Origin of the sequence: Acinetobacter brisouioides, from assembly GCF_004331075.1 — a bacterium.
Classification (GTDB): domain Bacteria; phylum Pseudomonadota; class Gammaproteobacteria; order Pseudomonadales; family Moraxellaceae; genus Acinetobacter.
Genome location: NZ_SJNX01000004.1, coordinates 253,474 through 270,685, shown reverse-complemented (window position 1 = coordinate 270,685; position 17,212 = coordinate 253,474). Strand labels below are relative to the sequence as shown.

12 protein-coding genes, 2 tRNA genes and 3 rRNA genes are annotated in these 17,212 nt (G+C 43.3%); 14 read left to right on the top strand and 3 right to left on the bottom strand.

The window, feature by feature from the left end; all coding sequences use genetic code 11:
• Positions 1-772: 772 nt before the first annotated feature.
• The 7 genes from E0H77_RS07650 to E0H77_RS07620 all read left to right on the top strand — a co-directional run bounded on the left by E0H77_RS07650 (position 773) and on the right by E0H77_RS07620 (position 7,134).
• Positions 773-2,310 (top strand): 16S ribosomal RNA (locus tag E0H77_RS07650).
• 60 nt (positions 2,311-2,370) lie between these two features.
• Positions 2,371-2,447 (top strand) — tRNA-Ile (locus tag E0H77_RS07645).
• Positions 2,448-2,514: 67 nt separating this feature from the next.
• Positions 2,515-2,590: transfer RNA gene (locus E0H77_RS07640), tRNA-Ala, on the top strand.
• Between the two features lie 373 nt (positions 2,591-2,963).
• Positions 2,964-5,855, top strand: a 23S ribosomal RNA gene (locus tag E0H77_RS07635).
• A gap of 205 nt (positions 5,856-6,060) precedes the next feature.
• Positions 6,061-6,175, top strand: a 5S ribosomal RNA gene (gene rrf / locus E0H77_RS07630).
• The 16S, 23S and 5S rRNA genes sit together here with 2 tRNA genes alongside, the layout of an rRNA operon.
• A 45-nt stretch (positions 6,176-6,220) precedes the next feature.
• Complete coding sequence (locus E0H77_RS07625; protein WP_131376515.1) at positions 6,221-6,442, top strand: DUF4365 domain-containing protein; 222 nt, start codon at positions 6,221-6,223, stop codon at positions 6,440-6,442.
• 371 nt (positions 6,443-6,813) lie between these two features.
• Positions 6,814-7,134: an ankyrin repeat domain-containing protein gene (locus tag E0H77_RS07620; protein ID WP_131376512.1), complete on the top strand. Its 321-nt coding sequence runs from the start codon at positions 6,814-6,816 to the stop codon at positions 7,132-7,134.
• A 53-nt stretch (positions 7,135-7,187) separates the two neighbouring features.
• On the opposite strand, the gene E0H77_RS07615 is transcribed toward E0H77_RS07620, so the two are convergent.
• Positions 7,188-7,742, bottom strand: coding sequence for a lytic transglycosylase domain-containing protein (locus E0H77_RS07615; protein ID WP_131376510.1), 555 nt, complete (start codon positions 7,740-7,742; stop codon positions 7,188-7,190).
• A gap of 275 nt (positions 7,743-8,017) precedes the next feature.
• Between E0H77_RS07615 and E0H77_RS07610 the strand changes: the two genes are divergently transcribed.
• The 7 genes from E0H77_RS07610 (at position 8,018) to hisC (ending at position 15,011) form a co-directional block, all read left to right on the top strand.
• Positions 8,018-9,475, top strand: a complete 1,458-nt coding sequence (locus E0H77_RS07610; protein WP_131376507.1) for an RNA polymerase factor sigma-54 — start codon at positions 8,018-8,020, stop codon at positions 9,473-9,475.
• Between the two features lie 160 nt (positions 9,476-9,635).
• Positions 9,636-9,974: a ribosome hibernation-promoting factor, HPF/YfiA family gene (hpf, locus tag E0H77_RS07605; RefSeq protein WP_131315187.1), complete on the top strand. Its 339-nt coding sequence runs from the start codon at positions 9,636-9,638 to the stop codon at positions 9,972-9,974.
• A 139-nt stretch (positions 9,975-10,113) separates the two neighbouring features.
• The gene (gene ibaG / locus E0H77_RS07600) at positions 10,114-10,365 is read left to right on the top strand and encodes a BolA family iron metabolism protein IbaG (protein WP_131376504.1); all 252 of its coding nucleotides are present in this window, start codon (positions 10,114-10,116) and stop codon (positions 10,363-10,365) included.
• 6 nt (positions 10,366-10,371) lie between these two features.
• Complete coding sequence (gene murA / locus E0H77_RS07595; RefSeq protein ID WP_131376501.1) at positions 10,372-11,631, top strand: UDP-N-acetylglucosamine 1-carboxyvinyltransferase; 1,260 nt, start codon at positions 10,372-10,374, stop codon at positions 11,629-11,631.
• Between the two features lie 3 nt (positions 11,632-11,634).
• Positions 11,635-12,330, top strand: coding sequence for an ATP phosphoribosyltransferase (hisG, locus tag E0H77_RS07590; protein WP_004902016.1), 696 nt, complete (start codon positions 11,635-11,637; stop codon positions 12,328-12,330).
• A 231-nt stretch (positions 12,331-12,561) separates the two neighbouring features.
• On the top strand, positions 12,562-13,869 hold the full coding sequence (hisD, locus tag E0H77_RS07585; RefSeq protein ID WP_165491505.1) for a histidinol dehydrogenase: 1,308 nt from the start codon (positions 12,562-12,564) through the stop codon (positions 13,867-13,869).
• A gap of 56 nt (positions 13,870-13,925) precedes the next feature.
• Positions 13,926-15,011, top strand: coding sequence for a histidinol-phosphate transaminase (gene hisC / locus E0H77_RS07580; protein WP_131376495.1), 1,086 nt, complete (start codon positions 13,926-13,928; stop codon positions 15,009-15,011).
• Positions 15,012-15,187: 176 nt separating this feature from the next.
• Here hisC and E0H77_RS07575 read toward each other — a convergent pair whose 3' ends face one another.
• Entirely contained in the window at positions 15,188-16,540 is a 1,353-nt protein-coding gene (locus E0H77_RS07575) for an anthranilate synthase component I family protein (protein ID WP_131376492.1), read from the bottom strand.
• 96 nt (positions 16,541-16,636) lie between these two features.
• Positions 16,637-17,185 (bottom strand): NUDIX hydrolase, encoded by a 549-nt coding sequence (locus tag E0H77_RS07570; RefSeq protein ID WP_131376490.1) that lies wholly within the window; start codon positions 17,183-17,185, stop codon positions 16,637-16,639.
• Positions 17,186-17,212: the final 27 nt, after the last annotated feature.

Here is a 17,212-nt window from a genome sequence, read left to right as displayed (position 1 = left end):
TTCGCTATTCGCTATTCGCTATTCGCTATTCGCTATTCGCTATTCGCTATTCGCTATTCGCTATTCGCTATTCGCTATTCGCTATTCGCTATTCGCTATTCGCTATTCGCTATTCGCTATTCGCTATTCGCTATTCGCTATTCGCTATTTTTAGCTTGCAGCTATGTTGAGTGGGTTGTATGTAATTATTGATTGAATAAATCCCTTTTGGGGGTGTTAAGAAAATCATTATTATGTTTTTGGGATTTTAGTTAAATTCTGAGATATAAAAAGATAATAGCTATCTTATAAAAAAGAGCGTTTTTATTTAAAAATAAAAACACATAAATAACAATAACTTGACAAATTATAAGTATAAAAAAAGCACAGACGATATTGTTTAGGTTGAAAAAGGGTTGCGTTAGTTATGTTATGGTCTATAATGCGTATCCATCGGCGGTGATGTTGATAAAAACTTGTTGAGAAACAAGGGCTTAGTTAAAGTAATTGAGTTCTTGGGTAGATTGGTGGGTTTTAAAATAAATTAACATTGCAGTTGACTTTCTTGAGAAAGAGAGTAACATAGCCGACCTAGCTTGATGATGACGAATCATTGAGAAGATCATTAAGAGAATTGGAAGAACAACTTGTGTGGATTTTTATCAGTTGATCAGTCGAATATATATTTCATTGATTGAATTGGTAGAAATTTCTCGAAGTTTATTTGAGCGAATTTTTAGTCAGTAAGATTAATGAGCCAGATTTAGCACTTTTAGTAAAGTGCAATGATTTTAAACTGAAGAGTTTGATCATGGCTCAGATTGAACGCTGGCGGCAGGCTTAACACATGCAAGTCGAGCGGAGCGAAGGTGCTTGCACCTTAGCTTAGCGGCGGACGGGTGAGTAATGCTTAGGAATCTGCCTATTAGTGGGGGACAACGTTTCGAAAGGAACGCTAATACCGCATACGTCCTACGGGAGAAAGCAGGGGATCATTTGACCTTGCGCTAATAGATGAGCCTAAGTCGGATTAGCTAGTTGGTGGGGTAAAGGCCTACCAAGGCGACGATCTGTAGCGGGTCTGAGAGGATGATCCGCCACACTGGGACTGAGACACGGCCCAGACTCCTACGGGAGGCAGCAGTGGGGAATATTGGACAATGGGGGGAACCCTGATCCAGCCATGCCGCGTGTGTGAAGAAGGCCTTTTGGTTGTAAAGCACTTTAAGCGAGGAGGAGGCTTCTTTGGTTAATACCCAAAGTAAGTGGACGTTACTCGCAGAATAAGCACCGGCTAACTCTGTGCCAGCAGCCGCGGTAATACAGAGGGTGCAAGCGTTAATCGGATTTACTGGGCGTAAAGCGTGCGTAGGCGGCTAATTAAGTCAAATGTGAAATCCCCGAGCTTAACTTGGGAATTGCATTCGATACTGGTTAGCTAGAGTATGGGAGAGGATGGTAGAATTCCAGGTGTAGCGGTGAAATGCGTAGAGATCTGGAGGAATACCGATGGCGAAGGCAGCCATCTGGCCTAATACTGACGCTGAGGTACGAAAGCATGGGGAGCAAACAGGATTAGATACCCTGGTAGTCCATGCCGTAAACGATGTCTACTAGCCGTTGGGGTCTTTGAGACCTTAGTGGCGCAGCTAACGCGATAAGTAGACCGCCTGGGGAGTACGGTCGCAAGACTAAAACTCAAATGAATTGACGGGGGCCCGCACAAGCGGTGGAGCATGTGGTTTAATTCGATGCAACGCGAAGAACCTTACCTGGCCTTGACATACTAGAAACTTTCCAGAGATGGATTGGTGCCTTCGGGAATCTAGATACAGGTGCTGCATGGCTGTCGTCAGCTCGTGTCGTGAGATGTTGGGTTAAGTCCCGCAACGAGCGCAACCCTTTTCCTTATTTGCCAGCGAGTAATGTCGGGAACTTTAAGGATACTGCCAGTGACAAACTGGAGGAAGGCGGGGACGACGTCAAGTCATCATGGCCCTTACGGCCAGGGCTACACACGTGCTACAATGGTCGGTACAAAGGGTTGCTACCTAGCGATAGGATGCTAATCTCAAAAAGCCGATCGTAGTCCGGATTGGAGTCTGCAACTCGACTCCATGAAGTCGGAATCGCTAGTAATCGCGGATCAGAATGCCGCGGTGAATACGTTCCCGGGCCTTGTACACACCGCCCGTCACACCATGGGAGTTTGTTGCACCAGAAGTAGCTAGCCTAACAGCAATGAGGGCGGTTACCACGGTGTGGCCGATGACTGGGGTGAAGTCGTAACAAGGTAGCCGTAGGGGAACCTGCGGCTGGATCACCTCCTTAACGAAAAGACGGATTGATTGGTAAGAATCCACAACAAGTTGTTCTTCTGGTATATCGAATGGGTCTGTAGCTCAGTTGGTTAGAGCACACGCTTGATAAGCGTGGGGTCACAAGTTCAAGTCTTGTCAGACCCACCAAGTCTACAACTGAGATTGAGAGATCAAGGTTACAGAAACTTAGATATACACATCGAAATGATAAGCTGGGGACTTAGCTTAGTTGGTAGAGCGCCTGCTTTGCACGCAGGAGGTCAACGGTTCGACTCCGTTAGTCTCCACCACGAATTCTGAGGTTTAGGATTCGAGCTAAAGATTACAGAATTTAGTGAATGAGCTGAAAAAAGCAAGTTTATTAAGTTCTGTGATTTAAGTATCACGGTATTAGTGTGATCCGACGAGGACGCATTAACTCATTAACAGATTGGTAAAATTGAGTCTGAAATAAATTGTTCAACTCATTTAATTCAAGATTGACAGTAATGCGCAAGTATTACAGTTTGATTAAGAATTGAAATGAGAACTAGCAAATTAACTGAATCAAGCGTTTTGGTATATGAATTAGATTGAAGCTGTACAGTGATTAAATTCACAGTGCGTCAAACTGTAATGTTGAAGTTGCTACTTGTAGGCAATGACGACTGTTTGGGGTTGTATAGTCAAGTAATTAAGTGCATGTGGTGGATGCCTTGGCAGTCAGAGGCGATGAAAGACGTGATAGCCTGCGAAAAGCTTCGGGGAGGCGGCAAATATCCTGTGATCCGGAGATGTCTGAATGGGGAAACCCACTTACCATAAGGTAGGTATTGCATGATGAATACATAGTCATGCAAGGCGAACGAGGGGAAGTGAAACATCTCAGTACCCTTAGGAAAAGAAATCAATTGAGATTCCCTCAGTAGCGGCGAGCGAACGGGGATCAGCCCATTAAGTTATATGTGTTTTAGCGGAATGCTCTGGGAAGTGCAACCGTAGAGGGTGATAGTCCCGTACACGAAAGGGCACATATAATGATGACGAGTAGGGCGAGGCACGTGAAACCTTGTCTGAATATGGGGGGACCATCCTCCAAGGCTAAATACTCCTGACTGACCGATAGTGAACCAGTACCGTGAGGGAAAGGCGAAAAGAACCCCTGTGAGGGGAGTGAAATAGATCCTGAAACCGCATGCATACAAGCAGTGGGAGCACCTTCGTGGTGTGACTGCGTACCTTTTGTATAATGGGTCAGCGACTTATATTCAGTGGCGAGGTTAACCGAATAGGGGAGCCGTAGAGAAATCGAGTCTTAATAGGGCGTTTTAGTCGCTGGGTATAGACCCGAAACCGGGTGATCTATCCATGAGCAGGTTGAAGGTTGGGTAACACTAACTGGAGGACCGAACCCACCGTCGTTGAAAAGCCGGGGGATGACTTGTGGATAGGGGTGAAAGGCTAATCAAACTCGGTGATAGCTGGTTCTCCCCGAAAGCTATTTAGGTAGCGCCTCGGACGAATACCATAGGGGGTAGAGCACTGTTTCGGCTAGGGGGTCATCCCGACTTACCAAACCGATGCAAACTCCGAATACCTATGAGTACTATCCGGGAGACAGACTGCGGGTGCTAACGTCCGTAGTCAAGAGGAAAACAATCCAGACCGCCAGCTAAGGCCCCAAAATCATAGTTAAGTGGGAAACGATGTGGGAAGGCATAGACAGCTAGGAGGTTGGCTTAGAAGCAGCCACCCTTTAAAGAAAGCGTAATAGCTCACTAGTCGAGTCGGCCTGCGCGGAAGATGTAACGGGGCTAAAACTATGTGCCGAAGCTGCGGATTTGACATTAGTCAAGTGGTAGGGGAGCGTTCTGTAAGCCGATGAAGGTGGATTGAGAAGTCTGCTGGAGGTATCAGAAGTGCGAATGCTGACGTGAGTAACGACAAAACGGGTGAAAAACCCGTTCGCTGAAAGACCAAGGGTTCCAGTCCAACGTTAATCGGGGCTGGGTGAGTCGACCCCTAAGGCGAGGCCGAAAGGCGTAGTCGATGGGAAATTGGTTAATATTCCAATACTTCTGTGTAATGCGATGAGAGGACGGAGAAGGTTAGGTCAGCCTGGCGTTGGTTGTCCAGGTGAAAGACAGTAGGCATGCATCTTAGGCAAATCCGGGGTGCTCTATGCTGAGAGTCGATAGCAAGCTGTACTTGTACAGTGAAGTGGCTGATACCATGCTTCCAAGAAAAGTCTCTAAGCTTCAGTTACACAGGAATCGTACCCTAAACCGACACAGGTGGTCAGGTCGAGTAGACCAAAGCGCTTGAGAGAACTCTGCTGAAGGAACTAGGCAAAATGGTACCGTAACTTCGGGAGAAGGTACGCTGCTGACGGTGATTCCCCTTGCGGGATGAGCTATTGGCAGCCACAGAAACCAGGCCGCTGCAACTGTTTATTAAAAACATAGCACTCTGCAAACACGAAAGTGGACGTATAGGGTGTGATGCCTGCCCGGTGCTGGAAGGTTAATTGATGGGGTTAGCGTAAGCGAAGCTCTTGATCGAAGCCCCAGTAAACGGCGGCCGTAACTATAACGGTCCTAAGGTAGCGAAATTCCTTGTCGGGTAAGTTCCGACCTGCACGAATGGCATAATGATGGCGGCGCTGTCTCCAGCAGAGGCTCAGTGAAATCGAATTCGCCGTGAAGATGCGGTGTACCCGCGGCTAGACGGAAAGACCCCGTGAACCTTTACTGCAGCTTGACATTGAACTTTGATCTTACTTGTGTAGGATAGGTGGGAGGCTTTGAAGTTGGGACGCCAGTTCCAATGGAGCCATCCTTGAAATACCACCCTGGTAATATTGAGGTTCTAACTCTGTCCCGTGATCCGGGACGAGGACCATGTCTGGTGGGTAGTTTGACTGGGGCGGTCTCCTCCTAAAGAGTAACGGAGGAGTACGAAGGTGCGCTCAGCGTGGTCGGAAATCACGCGTAGAGTATAAAGGCAAAAGCGCGCTTAACTGCGAGACCCACAAGTCGAGCAGGTACGAAAGTAGGTCTTAGTGATCCGGTGGTTCTGTATGGAAGGGCCATCGCTCAACGGATAAAAGGTACTCTGGGGATAACAGGCTGATACCGCCCAAGAGTTCATATCGACGGCGGTGTTTGGCACCTCGATGTCGGCTCATCTCATCCTGGGGCTGAAGCAGGTCCCAAGGGTATGGCTGTTCGCCATTTAAAGAGGTACGCGAGCTGGGTTTAGAACGTCGTGAGACAGTTCGGTCCCTATCTACCGTGGGCGCTGGAAATTTGAGAGGATCTGCTCCTAGTACGAGAGGACCAGAGTGGACGAACCTCTGGTGTACCGGTTGTGACGCCAGTCGCATCGCCGGGTAGCTATGTTCGGAAGGGATAACCGCTGAAAGCATCTAAGCGGGAAGCCTACCTCAAGATAAGATTTCCCTAGGAATTTATTCCTCTAAAGAGCCGTTCGAGACTAGGACGTTGATAGGTTGGGTGTGGAAGCATAGTGATATGTGAAGCTGACCAATACTAATTGCTCGTGAGGCTTGACTATACAACACCCAAACAGTTGTATACAAAGCATCAATCGATTCATAAAACAGCAAAACAGCTTGATTAAGTTAAGCAAAAAGCTAAAATGAACAACTTAAAGTACGACTCAGTTAACCAATCCGTTAATAACTCATTTGGTACGAAGTACGGTAGCAAAAGATCATACGATCTGAGCATAAAACCCGAACAAGTCCATAAACAGTTGTGCTGGCGACCATAGCAAGAGTGAACCACCTGATCCCTTCCCGAACTCAGAAGTGAAACCTCTTAGCGCTGATGGTAGTGTGGGGTTACCCATGTGAGAGTAAGTCATCGCCAGCTCATTATTCTAAGCACCCTCAGTCATTCGACTGAGGGTGCTTTTTTATGCGCCGATTCCTGAAAAAATTAAAAAGCAAGTGGGTGGGTGTACTGACAGGGCAACTCCTAGCCTTACAAATAAAAACAGGTGCCAGTCACTTTCGAGATGTTGGTGATGCATTGACGTACTACGGTCCAAACGTTCACATCAACTATTGGAGAGATTACTCATTATCTGTTTTATTGGTCGCATATTTCCCCGACACCAACAAAAGCTATTGGGCATAAGTCTCCCTTCTTATTTTTTGCCTACTAACATTGATTAGGCTTCCTCTTTTAATTTGGATTGTGTCGGAGAATAGTTTGGGCGTAATACAGGAGTTCTCTGACCTTTCTAACTTTATGCTCACAATTAATAACTTAGTATATGCGAGCTTGCCTCATTATAGAGTTCGATTGGAATTCATTATTCTAGGCTGGGAAGACAATCTCTGAAAAATTTCTACGTATTGACCTAACTAGTTGTTCAACAGGATGCTTCCCGTTTTGTGGCTTGTTAACGCGAGTGTTAGATTTCCATTAAATTTATATGTAGATGCATCATGAAATTTAGGTTTTAATTGTAGTTCGAGAGCCAAAACAAGAAACGGTTATATCCTATGAAACTCAATTCATTCTCCCCAATTCCTGAAGATGATGAAGAACTGCACCTTCCTGAGCTTGTTTACTGGTCATCTTTGGGTGATGTAGAACAAGTCGAACAATTATTATTGGATGGTTCAGATCCGAATCAAACTGATGAAGAAGGATATAGTGCTCTGCAAGCAGCGGCTGAAAATGATCATTTAGATGTGGTTAAATTGTTAGTAAGCAAAGGTGCAAGAATTGACCACAGAGCTGAATATACTGCGTTAGAATTGGCTGAAATGGCTGGAAATACGGCAATAGTGACGTATTTGAAGTCGTTCTCAATCAAATAAATTTAATCCCAAGCCTAATTTGTTGATTAGGCTTTGGGGTTAATAAGAAAAAATTATAAAGCTGCTTTTAAGTCGTTTTCATATCGTCTGACTTGTCTTGCATACTTTTTGGCTTTATGCCGTGTCCAAAAGCTGGATTTATAGCCTGCTGGCCCAACATTATAATAAGCCGTGGCTTTGAACCAACTTCCTGACAGTTCATGATAGTGATTTAGAATATAAGCGCTGCATTGAATATTAGTCGCTTCACTATGTAAATCCTCCACACATTTTTCTTGCCAATAGCTTGGAATAATTTGTGTAAGGCCGACTGCTCCAGTGACTGAGCGCGCTGCACTATTGTAGTTAGATTCTTGCTTAATAAGTGCAGCAACCAGTAATGGTGGGACTTGGTACTGATCTGCACTTTCAATAATCATTGGAGATAGTCGCTGTGCTTTGGATGGCGATACCGTATAGGCTTTTTGCAGCCCTGAAGATAAACGTAGAGAACGAGAGGCAACCGAGCCACTATGTGGCCCAAGAGTGGTGCAGCCTGCTAGTGCTGACAGTAATGTTATTAGTAAAATATTATTGAAATAAAAAGATTTTTTTTGTTGAGTCGGCAAAATTCAAATCCTAAGCGTATTAAGAATGTGAAGATATTAATTTGCTTCAATTTATAAGGTCAAGCATTGATAACTCTTTTATATCAATTCAAATGGTTGGGGTTTTGTGTACAATTTTCGATGCCCTAAGTATATTTTTAAATCAGCAAAAGTGAATATTTATCTTCCCTGAATCAGGCATAATTTACGTTTTCTTGTATGTTTTTTATTAACTATATGCTATAACCATAAGAACGGCATAAAAATTGCTTGGGTCTCTTGGGATAGAAATCTTTATGAAGTTGTCTGTAGGATTAAAAATTGCCAACTCATTGTCGCTCACGCCACAATTGCAGCAGGCTATCCGACTTTTACAGCTTTCTAGCCTTGAATTAGAACAAGAAATTCAAATTCAGTTAGAAAGTAACCCATTACTTGAAAAAGTTGAAGAATTGTCGAGTGCGGATGCCGATAGTAATAATGAGGCAGAGCATGAGTATGAAAATAAGGATTTAACCCAAGAGTTAAATGCCGATTATTTACCTGATGATTTACCTGTTGATACCGACTGGGACGAAGTATATACCCATCAATCGACAGCATTAGGTGCAGCAGAATTTGAAGAGCGCGAAGATAATCGCCACAGTCATTTGAGCTTACAAGAGCACATGCATAATCAGGTCAATTTATTGCATTTCTCTAAAATTGATCAATTGATTGCTTATTGTATTATCGACTCATTAGATGAAAAAGGCTTTTTAGATGCTGAGATTGAAGAAATTACAGCATCAGCACAGCATTTATTACAAGAATTAGGCTATGATGATATCATTGAAAATGAAGAAGTTTTAGTCGTTTTAAAACATTTGCAACACCTTGATCCGATTGGAATCGGATCACGAAATTTGGCAGAATGCCTGAAAATCCAGTTGGAATATCTTCCATCAACAACAGCTTCACGGTATGAAGCTTTAAAAATGCTTGAGTATTATCCATTACTGGTTGCAAATGACATTAACAAACTGATGAAACAAACTGGATTAAATACAGAGCAATTAAAAGCTGCCATTAATTTGGTTAAAACTTTAAAACCGTATCCAGGTAGTGATTTTGATTTGCTAGAGTCGGAATATCAGATTCCCGATGTAGTGGTGATGAAAAAACAAGATCACTGGCAAGTTCAGCTTAATCCAGATGTAATGCCTAAATTGCGTATTAACTCGTTTTACTCAAGTATGATTCGCCGCGCTGATCAAAGCTCGGATAATCAGTATTTGCGTAACCAGATGCTAGAAGCCAAAAATTTTATTAAGAGTATTGATGAGCGTCATAAAACTTTGCTGAAAGTAGCAAGTTGTATTGTGAGGCATCAGAAAGCATTTTTGGAGCAGGGGCCAGAAGCCATGAAGCCATTGGTACTGCGCGATGTTGCGGAGGAAGTTGAGCTACATGAGTCTACTGTGTCACGAGTGACAACCAATAAATATATTTTGACGCCACGTGGTTTGTTTGAGTTGAAATATTTCTTTTCAAGTCATGTGGGCACAACGACAGGTGGTGAATGTTCGTCAACAGCAATTCGTGCCATGATTAAAAAAATGATTTCGGCAGAAAACTCACGTAAGCCATTGTCTGATAATGCAATTGCGAATTTATTGAAAGAAGATGGAATTGATGTGGCACGTCGTACTGTTGCCAAATATCGTGAATCACTCAACATTCCGTCATCTTCTGACAGAAAAGTATTGATTTGAGTAGGTGAATTTGTTAATTCTAAAGATTCATTATGACAACATGATGAATCTGTTTTCTTGGAGTGGCTCAAGATGATCGAATGATAGTCAAATAAACTGAGATTACATTCATCATGAGCCGTGACGATCTTTATCCTGAACATGAATGAGGGATAGTGGTATGCAATTAACAATTCGTGGACATCATTTAACAATTACACCTGCGATAGAAGAAAACATTCGCACCAAGTTTGATCAGATGACCAAACATCTCGATCAGGTCAATAGTATGCAGGTGAAACTCTCCAGAGATCATCAACTTGATAAACGCTCTCGTAAAGGCAGTGCTAATCATATTGCTGAAGCGATTGTTCGTTTACCTGGTGTGGAATTTTTTGCACAAGCGTGTGCTGATGATATGTATACCTCCATTCATAAATTAACTGAGAAAATGAAAAAACAACTGGAAAAACATCGTAAAATGCAAACGATTTTTCCACAAGTTATTGTTCCAGTTTAATTTTTAACTTAAGGGAAAGAGGTTTTTTATAAACCTCTTTTTTTATGGCAATTTTACGATTGCCTAATGAATAATTTTTTGCAGATATAGTAAAATAACCAGCTTTTACAACGTAGGTCTTACACGAGGTCTTTTAACCATGAATAGTGAACAGCTCACTGAAATTTTGAAAGCAACTTTTACACATGCGGAAGTTGTTGTGAGTGGACAAGCGGGAAAGTTTGACCTACGTATTGTCGATGATCAGTTTGAAGGTAAACGTCCAGTTGCTCGTCAACAAGCCGTTTATGCACCATTGAATGATTACATTGCCAGTGGCGAAGTGCATGCCGTGACGATTCGCGCAATGACAAAAGAAGAATGGCGCAAAGCTAGCTTGTTTGGAGCTTAAGGATTTATGGATAAATTTCTGATCCAAGGTGGTCAAAAGCTAGAAGGTGAAGTACGGATTTCTGGGGCAAAAAATGCGGCATTACCGCTATTGGCTGCTACCATTTTAGCCGATTCACCGATTCGCATTTCTAACATGCCAAACTTACGCGATGTCAATACATTAGTGAAGCTGATTGCAGGCTTAGGTGTTGCCATTGAATATGCTGGTGATACAGTTACAGCCGATACTTCAACACTCAATAACCAGTTTGCACCGTATGATTTGGTTAAAACCATGCGTGCGTCGATTTTGGTACTTGGCCCATTGGTTGCACGTTATGGTGAAGCGAAAGTATCTTTACCAGGTGGTTGCGCCATTGGTTCACGTCCTGTGGATCAACATTTAAAAGCACTTGAAGCTTTGGGCGCACATATCGAAGTTGAGAATGGTTATGTACATGCCAAAGTTGACGGACGCCTAAAAGGTGGTGAAGTCATCTTTGATGTGGTTACTGTTGGTGGTACGGAAAACATTTTGATGGCCGCCGCACTGGCTGATGGTGTGACAACTATTCGCAATGCTGCACGTGAGCCTGAAATTACCGATTTAGCAAACATGTTGATTAAAATGGGCGCTAAAATCGAAGGTCTAGACACCGATACCTTAGTTGTGACAGGTGTTGAGAGTTTACATGGCTGTGACTATGCTGTGGTGGCTGACCGTATTGAAACAGGTTCATACTTGGCTGCGGCTGCGATTACAGGTGGACGCGTCAGAACGACACATACCGATCCTGCATTGCTTGAATGTGTGCTGGATAAGTTTGAAGAAATGGGCGCAGAAGTCACACGTGGTGATGACTGGATTGAGCTGGACATGCAAGGTAAACGTCCTAAAGCAGTTAGCTTTCGTACGTTGCCGCACCCCGACTTTCCAACTGACATGCAAGCTCAGATCATGGCAGTCAATGCAATTGGTCGTGGTTTTGCAACGATTTCAGAAACTATTTTTGAAAACCGTTTTATGCATGTTCCTGAATTGTCACGTATGGGGGCTAATATTCAGGTCGAAGGCAATGATGCGGTGGTGACAGGGGTTGAGAAACTTTCTGCTGCACCTGTAATGGCAACTGATTTACGCGCGTCATTTTCACTGGTGTTGGCAGCGCTTGCCGCAGAAGGTGAAACCCTGATTGATCGTATTTACCATATCGATCGTGGTTATGAGCATATTGAAGCGAAACTGCAAGGTATTGGCGCAAAAATTAAACGAGTAAGTGGATAAGAAATGAACGAGTTTAGAAACGATGATCCAAATTTTAACGTCATGGGTAATTTTGATCATGGTTTAACTTTAGCACTCAGTAAAGGTCGAATTTTAAAAGAAACTTTACCTTTACTGGAAACCGCAGGCATTAATCTGCTTGAAGACCCAGAAAAATCACGCAAATTGATTTTCCCGACGACGCATAAACTGGTTCGTATTTTGATTTTACGTGCTTCAGATGTGCCAACTTATGTGGAAAATGGTGCGGCAGATTTGGGTGTTGCAGGTAAAGACGTGTTGATGGAACATGGCGCACAAAATGTCTATGAACCATTGGACTTGAAGATTGCCAATTGCCGTTTAATGACTGCTGCCAAAGTTGGAATGGTTCACCCACAAGGTCGTTTAAAAATTGCCACCAAATATGTCAATTTGACTCGTCAATACTATGCAAGCTTGGGCGAGCAAGTCGACGTGATCAAACTGTATGGTTCTATGGAATTAGCACCATTGGTTGGTTTGGGTGATTATATTGTGGACGTGGTTGATACTGGAAATACTTTGCGTGCCAATGGTTTAGAGCCACTTGAAGAAATCTGTAAAGTATCTTCTCGCTTGATTGTTAACAAAGCCAGCTTTAAACGTAAACAAGCCTTGTTGAATCCAATTATTTCGCAGCTTGAAATTGCCGTGAATGAGCGTCAAAAGCAAAAATAATTGCTTGTGAATGAAAAACCCGCCAAATTTTGGCGGGTTTTTTATGCTCAAAATAAGATGAATCTTAGAGCTTGAAGATTCTTATCATGGAACGAATTTTTATCGCAGTTTATTTTTATCTATCTTCATAAAAGTAATTTTCCATCAAGCTTTTGTGATAGATGTCGAGATGTTATCCACAAGTCAGCTGAAACAGGGTAAACTAAAACCTCATTTTTGTTTAAACACCTTGTGGGTAAATTGATGCGACGTTTATCGACTCAAGCGCAGGACTTCAAGCAAGCCTTCGCTGATTTATTGGCTTTTGAAACAGTCAATGATCCAGAACTGCTCAAAACTGTAGACCAGATTATTGCCGATGTGTGCCAACATGGCGATGCACATGTACTTAAATTAACTCAGCAGTTCGATCGACATCCAGCGCATCAATTTTCAGATCTTGAATTGTCTCAAGCTCAGCTTAAAGCTGCATTTGAGGGTTTAAACGCAGAAGTGCGTGAAGCGCTAGAGTTGGCAGCCAATCGTATTCGTTCTTTCCATCAGGCACAAAAGCAAGATGGCTGGAGTTATGTGGACGATTTGGGTAATACTTTGGGTCAGAAAGTCACCCCATTAGACCGCGTTGGGATTTATGTGCCAGGTGGTTTGGCGTCTTATCCATCTTCAGTGCTGATGAATGCAGTGCCTGCACATGTTGCGGGTGTGCCTGAAATTATTATGGTAGTGCCTGCACCCAATGGTGAATTGAATCCGCTAGTGTTGGCTGCTGCCTATTTGGCAGGGGTACATCGCGTGTTTACCATTGGTGGTGCACAAGCTGTTGCAGCATTGGCATACGGTACAGAAACCATTCCTCGTGTCGATAAAATCACTGGGCCGGGTAACCGTTTCGTTGCTGCGGCAAAACGTGCGGTGTTTGGTCAGGTTGGTATTGACATGATTGCAGGGCCTTCTGAAATTTTGGTGTATGCCGAAGGTCAAAACAATGCCAAATGGATCGCGATGGATGTGTTATCACAGGCAGAACATGACACTGTTGCGCAAGCTATTTTAATTACGCCAGATGAAGATTTTTTAAACGAAGTGGCTGAAGCGATTGAAGAGCATTTAGCTGCGTTGCCAAAAGCAGAGATTGCCCGCACTTCAATTGCCAACCGTGGTGCATTGGTGTTGGTCAAGGATCGCGCAGAAGCAGTTGAACTGATTAATCAGGTTGCACCTGAGCATTTGGAGCTTTGTCTGGATGATGCAGAAGCCATGAGCCAAGACATTCGTCATGCGGGTGCGATCTTTATGGGACGTTTTACGCCTGAAGCGATTGGGGATTACTGTGCAGGGCCAAACCACGTTTTGCCAACTTCAGGGACAGCGCGTTTCTCATCACCGCTGGGTGTTTATGATTTCCAAAAACGCTCAAGTTTGATTATGTGTTCTGAGCAGGGTGTAAAAACACTGGCGAAAACGGCAGATATTTTGGCGCAAGAAGAAAACTTGGATGCGCACGCACGTTCTGCACGTTACCGTTATCAGCCTGCTTAACCATCTAAATATGTATTGAGGGCTGTTCTTTTTCAGCCCTTTTTTGAGATTGCACTATGAATATTTCAAATCAGCAAATGCGCTTCTGGAGTCCAGAAGTTCGCGAGCTTGAGCCTTATGTTCCAGGCGAACAGCCGAAAATTCAAAATTTATTAAAACTGAATACTAATGAAAACCCATATCCACCATCACCAAAAGTTGTAGCTGCAGTACAAGCAGTTTTGGCAGAAGGGGCAGATGCGTTACGTCTGTACCCAGACCCTGATGCAAGCGCTTTAAAGCAAGCCATTGCAACACAGCAGCATGTCGATACTTCACAGGTTTTTGTGGGTAATGGTTCTGATGAAGTTTTGGCGCATATTTTTAAGGCGTTTTTTCTGCAGGATCAGCCAATTTTATCGCCTGATATTTCTTATAGTTTTTACCCCGTGTATAGCCAGTTCTTTGGTGTAAACACGAAAACTGTACCATTAAATGAGCAGTTTGAAGTGGAGGTTGCTGATTATCAGCAGACAAATGGCGGGATTATTATTGCCAATCCAAATGCACCGACCAGTATTGCCTTATCACTCGATAAAATCGAACAGTTATTGCAAGGCAATCCTGACCGTGTTGTGGTGATAGACGAAGCTTATGTGGACTTTGGTGCAGAGTCTGCGGTGGCATTGGTCAACAAATACGAAAATCTGGTGGTGTGTCAAACGACCTCAAAGTCGCGTTCTCTTGCAGGTTTACGGGTTGGGTTTGCGATTGCACAACCACATTTGATTGCGGCACTCGAAGCAGTCAAAAACAGCTTTAACTCGTATCCGATTGACCGTTTTGCGATTGCGGCAGCGGTTGCATCGTTTGAAGATCAAGCTTACTTTGCCGAACACTGCCAAAAAGTGATTGATTGCCGTGAGCAGTTGGTTGCAGATTTGACTAATCTTGGTTTTAATGTATTGCCATCGAAAGCCAACTTTATTTTTGCAACACACCCTGAGCGTGATGCAGGCGAGTTGGCGGCTGAGTTACGAGCGCAAGGCATTATTGTACGTTACTTCAATAAACCACGGATTAACCAATACTTGCGTATTACGGTTGGCACGACTGAACAAAATCAGCGTTTGGTTGATACCTTGAAAAATCAGATTTTGTAATAGACTTTTCCATCCATCTATTGTGTTTCTCTTGCACTGAATTGAAATATATTTCAATTCAGCTCAGGGAGAAAGGCAAAGAGGGTGTAAATCATGATGAGAAAAGTCTAATTCTATTCATAAAAAACTCGCAGTTTCGGCTGCGAGTTTTTTATGGGTTAAACCTCAAGACAGGTTTAACTTTTCCACGTATTGAGTAAATTCAGCATGGCAGAAATTTTGTCAAAACATTCCTGATATTCTGCTTCAGCTTGGGAAGCAATGGTAATGCCACCACCTGCCCACATTGACACTTCTTGCTGATACTTTTGCACTGAACGAATCAGAATATTCCAGCGTCCTGTACCATCCTGGTTAAAGTAACCCAACGAACCACAATAGGCGCCACGTGGTTGCTGCTCTAGTTCGGCAATAATTTGCATAGCGCGAATTTTCGGCGCGCCTGTAATTGAACCGCCTGGCAGGGCTTTGAGCAGCATTTGCATGGGCTGAATTTCAGATTTCAAATTTGCCTGAATCTCGCTGACCATATGATGTACTTGTTCAAAGCTTTCAATTTCAAACAGTTTGTTGGTTTTGACCGTACCAATTTCAGCATAGACACTTAGGTCATTACGCAGCAAATCCACAATCATCAGGTTTTCTGCCTGATCTTTTTCAGACTGGCTCAAGCGCTGCTTAGATTCAGCATCTAGCATAGGGTCAGCATAACGAGGCATGGTGCCTTTGATTGGACGAGTAACAATCTGTTGCTGTACCTGAAAATCAATAAACAGCTCAGGCGAACAACTGAGCAATTCAAATTCGCCAATTTTCAAATAACCTGCATAAGGTGCATTGGTCAGTTGCCAAAACTGCTCAGCAGTTTCAAGCAGTAAACCTTGTGCCTGCCCAATAAATTGCTGGGTTAGATTAATCTGATAACAGTCACCCGCACGAATATAGTTAATAATGCGTTCAAATTCTTGAAAATATTTGGTTTTCGACCAGCATGCCTGACAGGTTTGTGTCAGTTGAAATCCTGCTTGGAGCGTATCTAGACTGAGTAAGTTATGTATTTTTTGGAAAATTTGCTCAGCGATTTCAGGATTTTCTAAACTATAAAACACCCAGCCTTGTGCATTTTCGTATTTCAGAAAAGACAAATATTGCCCTAAATACAACGCAGGCTGGCCATGTAACGGGGCTTCAACATCTTGACGAGCTGCATAGTCGTAACCGACAAAGCCCATCCACCCCCCTTGGAACTGAGTTGCAGTTGACTGTACTGGATTGGGCTGACAATGAATCCAGTCTTCAAGTGACAAATGTTGCGCTTGAGCTTCATAACCCAATTGGGTATCGCGCACAAAATGCTGGGTGTGTTGATGTTGAATCAACTGGTACTGTTGCGGCAAAAATGCAATCACAGGATGATCATCATCATTCAGATAAATCAAACCTGTGAGCTGTTGTAAACGCAGCAATAGATCGGCTGTGGAAAAGTCAAATTGTGATAGTGCTTTTTGCAGGGAATAGCAACTGGACATATAACAATAGGTTGCAAAAAAGAAAGGCAAATAGTGAAGCAATTAACGCAGATAATCAATGCCTAGTCGGGGCTAGGCATAATGAGGTAACTGATTTTAGCCTGTTTCATCAATACGTGTACCAATGGTTTCCATATGCATTGGAAACTGGTCAGATTTACGATCAGCAAAATAATGTTGCAAGGTGTGTTGTACGCTTGGGAAGGCTAAATCGTCCCAAGGAATCTCATTTTCAGCAAACAGGCGGCATTCGATGGTTTCAGGCCCTGCACCAAATTTCCCATCTTTTAGCGCGGCTTTAAACAGCACATAAATTTGTCCAATTCGTGGAATGTTGTACATGCAGTACAGTTTTTCAATGTCAATTTCGGCTTCAGCTTCTTCAAAGGTTTCGCGTGCAGCACCTTGTTCCATGGTTTCAAACAGTTCCATGTAACCTGCAGGCAATGTCCACAAGCCATAACGTGGTTCAATCGCACGGCGACACAGTAAGACTTTGTCCTGCCAAGTCACTAAAGCACCACAAATAACCTTTGGGTTTTCATAATGAATATTGCCACAATGTGTACAGACTTGACGGAATTTACTATCGCCCAAGGGGATTTGGTCGGCTGTAGGGTGTCCACATTTTACGCAGCAGTTCATAATGAATGATCGGTGAAAAAAGAGATG

Bases quoted from the DNA above. Each gene is read 5' to 3' on its own strand.
- E0H77_RS07625 (WP_131376515.1), top strand. From the start codon at position 6,221: ATGCGCCGATTCCTGAAAAAATTAAAAAGCAAGTGGGTGGGTGTACTG.
- ibaG (WP_131376504.1), top strand. From the start codon at position 10,114: ATGAATAGTGAACAGCTCACTGAAATTTTGAAAGCAACTTTTACACAT.
- hpf (WP_131315187.1), top strand. From the start codon at position 9,636: ATGCAATTAACAATTCGTGGACATCATTTAACAATTACACCTGCGATA.
- E0H77_RS07620 (WP_131376512.1), top strand. From the start codon at position 6,814: ATGAAACTCAATTCATTCTCCCCAATTCCTGAAGATGATGAAGAACTG.
- hisG (WP_004902016.1), top strand. From the start codon at position 11,635: ATGAACGAGTTTAGAAACGATGATCCAAATTTTAACGTCATGGGTAAT.
- hisC (WP_131376495.1), top strand. From the start codon at position 13,926: ATGAATATTTCAAATCAGCAAATGCGCTTCTGGAGTCCAGAAGTTCGC.
- E0H77_RS07575 (WP_131376492.1), bottom strand. From the start codon at position 16,540: ATGTCCAGTTGCTATTCCCTGCAAAAAGCACTATCACAATTTGACTTT.
- murA (WP_131376501.1), top strand. From the start codon at position 10,372: ATGGATAAATTTCTGATCCAAGGTGGTCAAAAGCTAGAAGGTGAAGTA.
- E0H77_RS07570 (WP_131376490.1), bottom strand. From the start codon at position 17,185: ATGAACTGCTGCGTAAAATGTGGACACCCTACAGCCGACCAAATCCCC.
- E0H77_RS07610 (WP_131376507.1), top strand. From the start codon at position 8,018: ATGAAGTTGTCTGTAGGATTAAAAATTGCCAACTCATTGTCGCTCACG.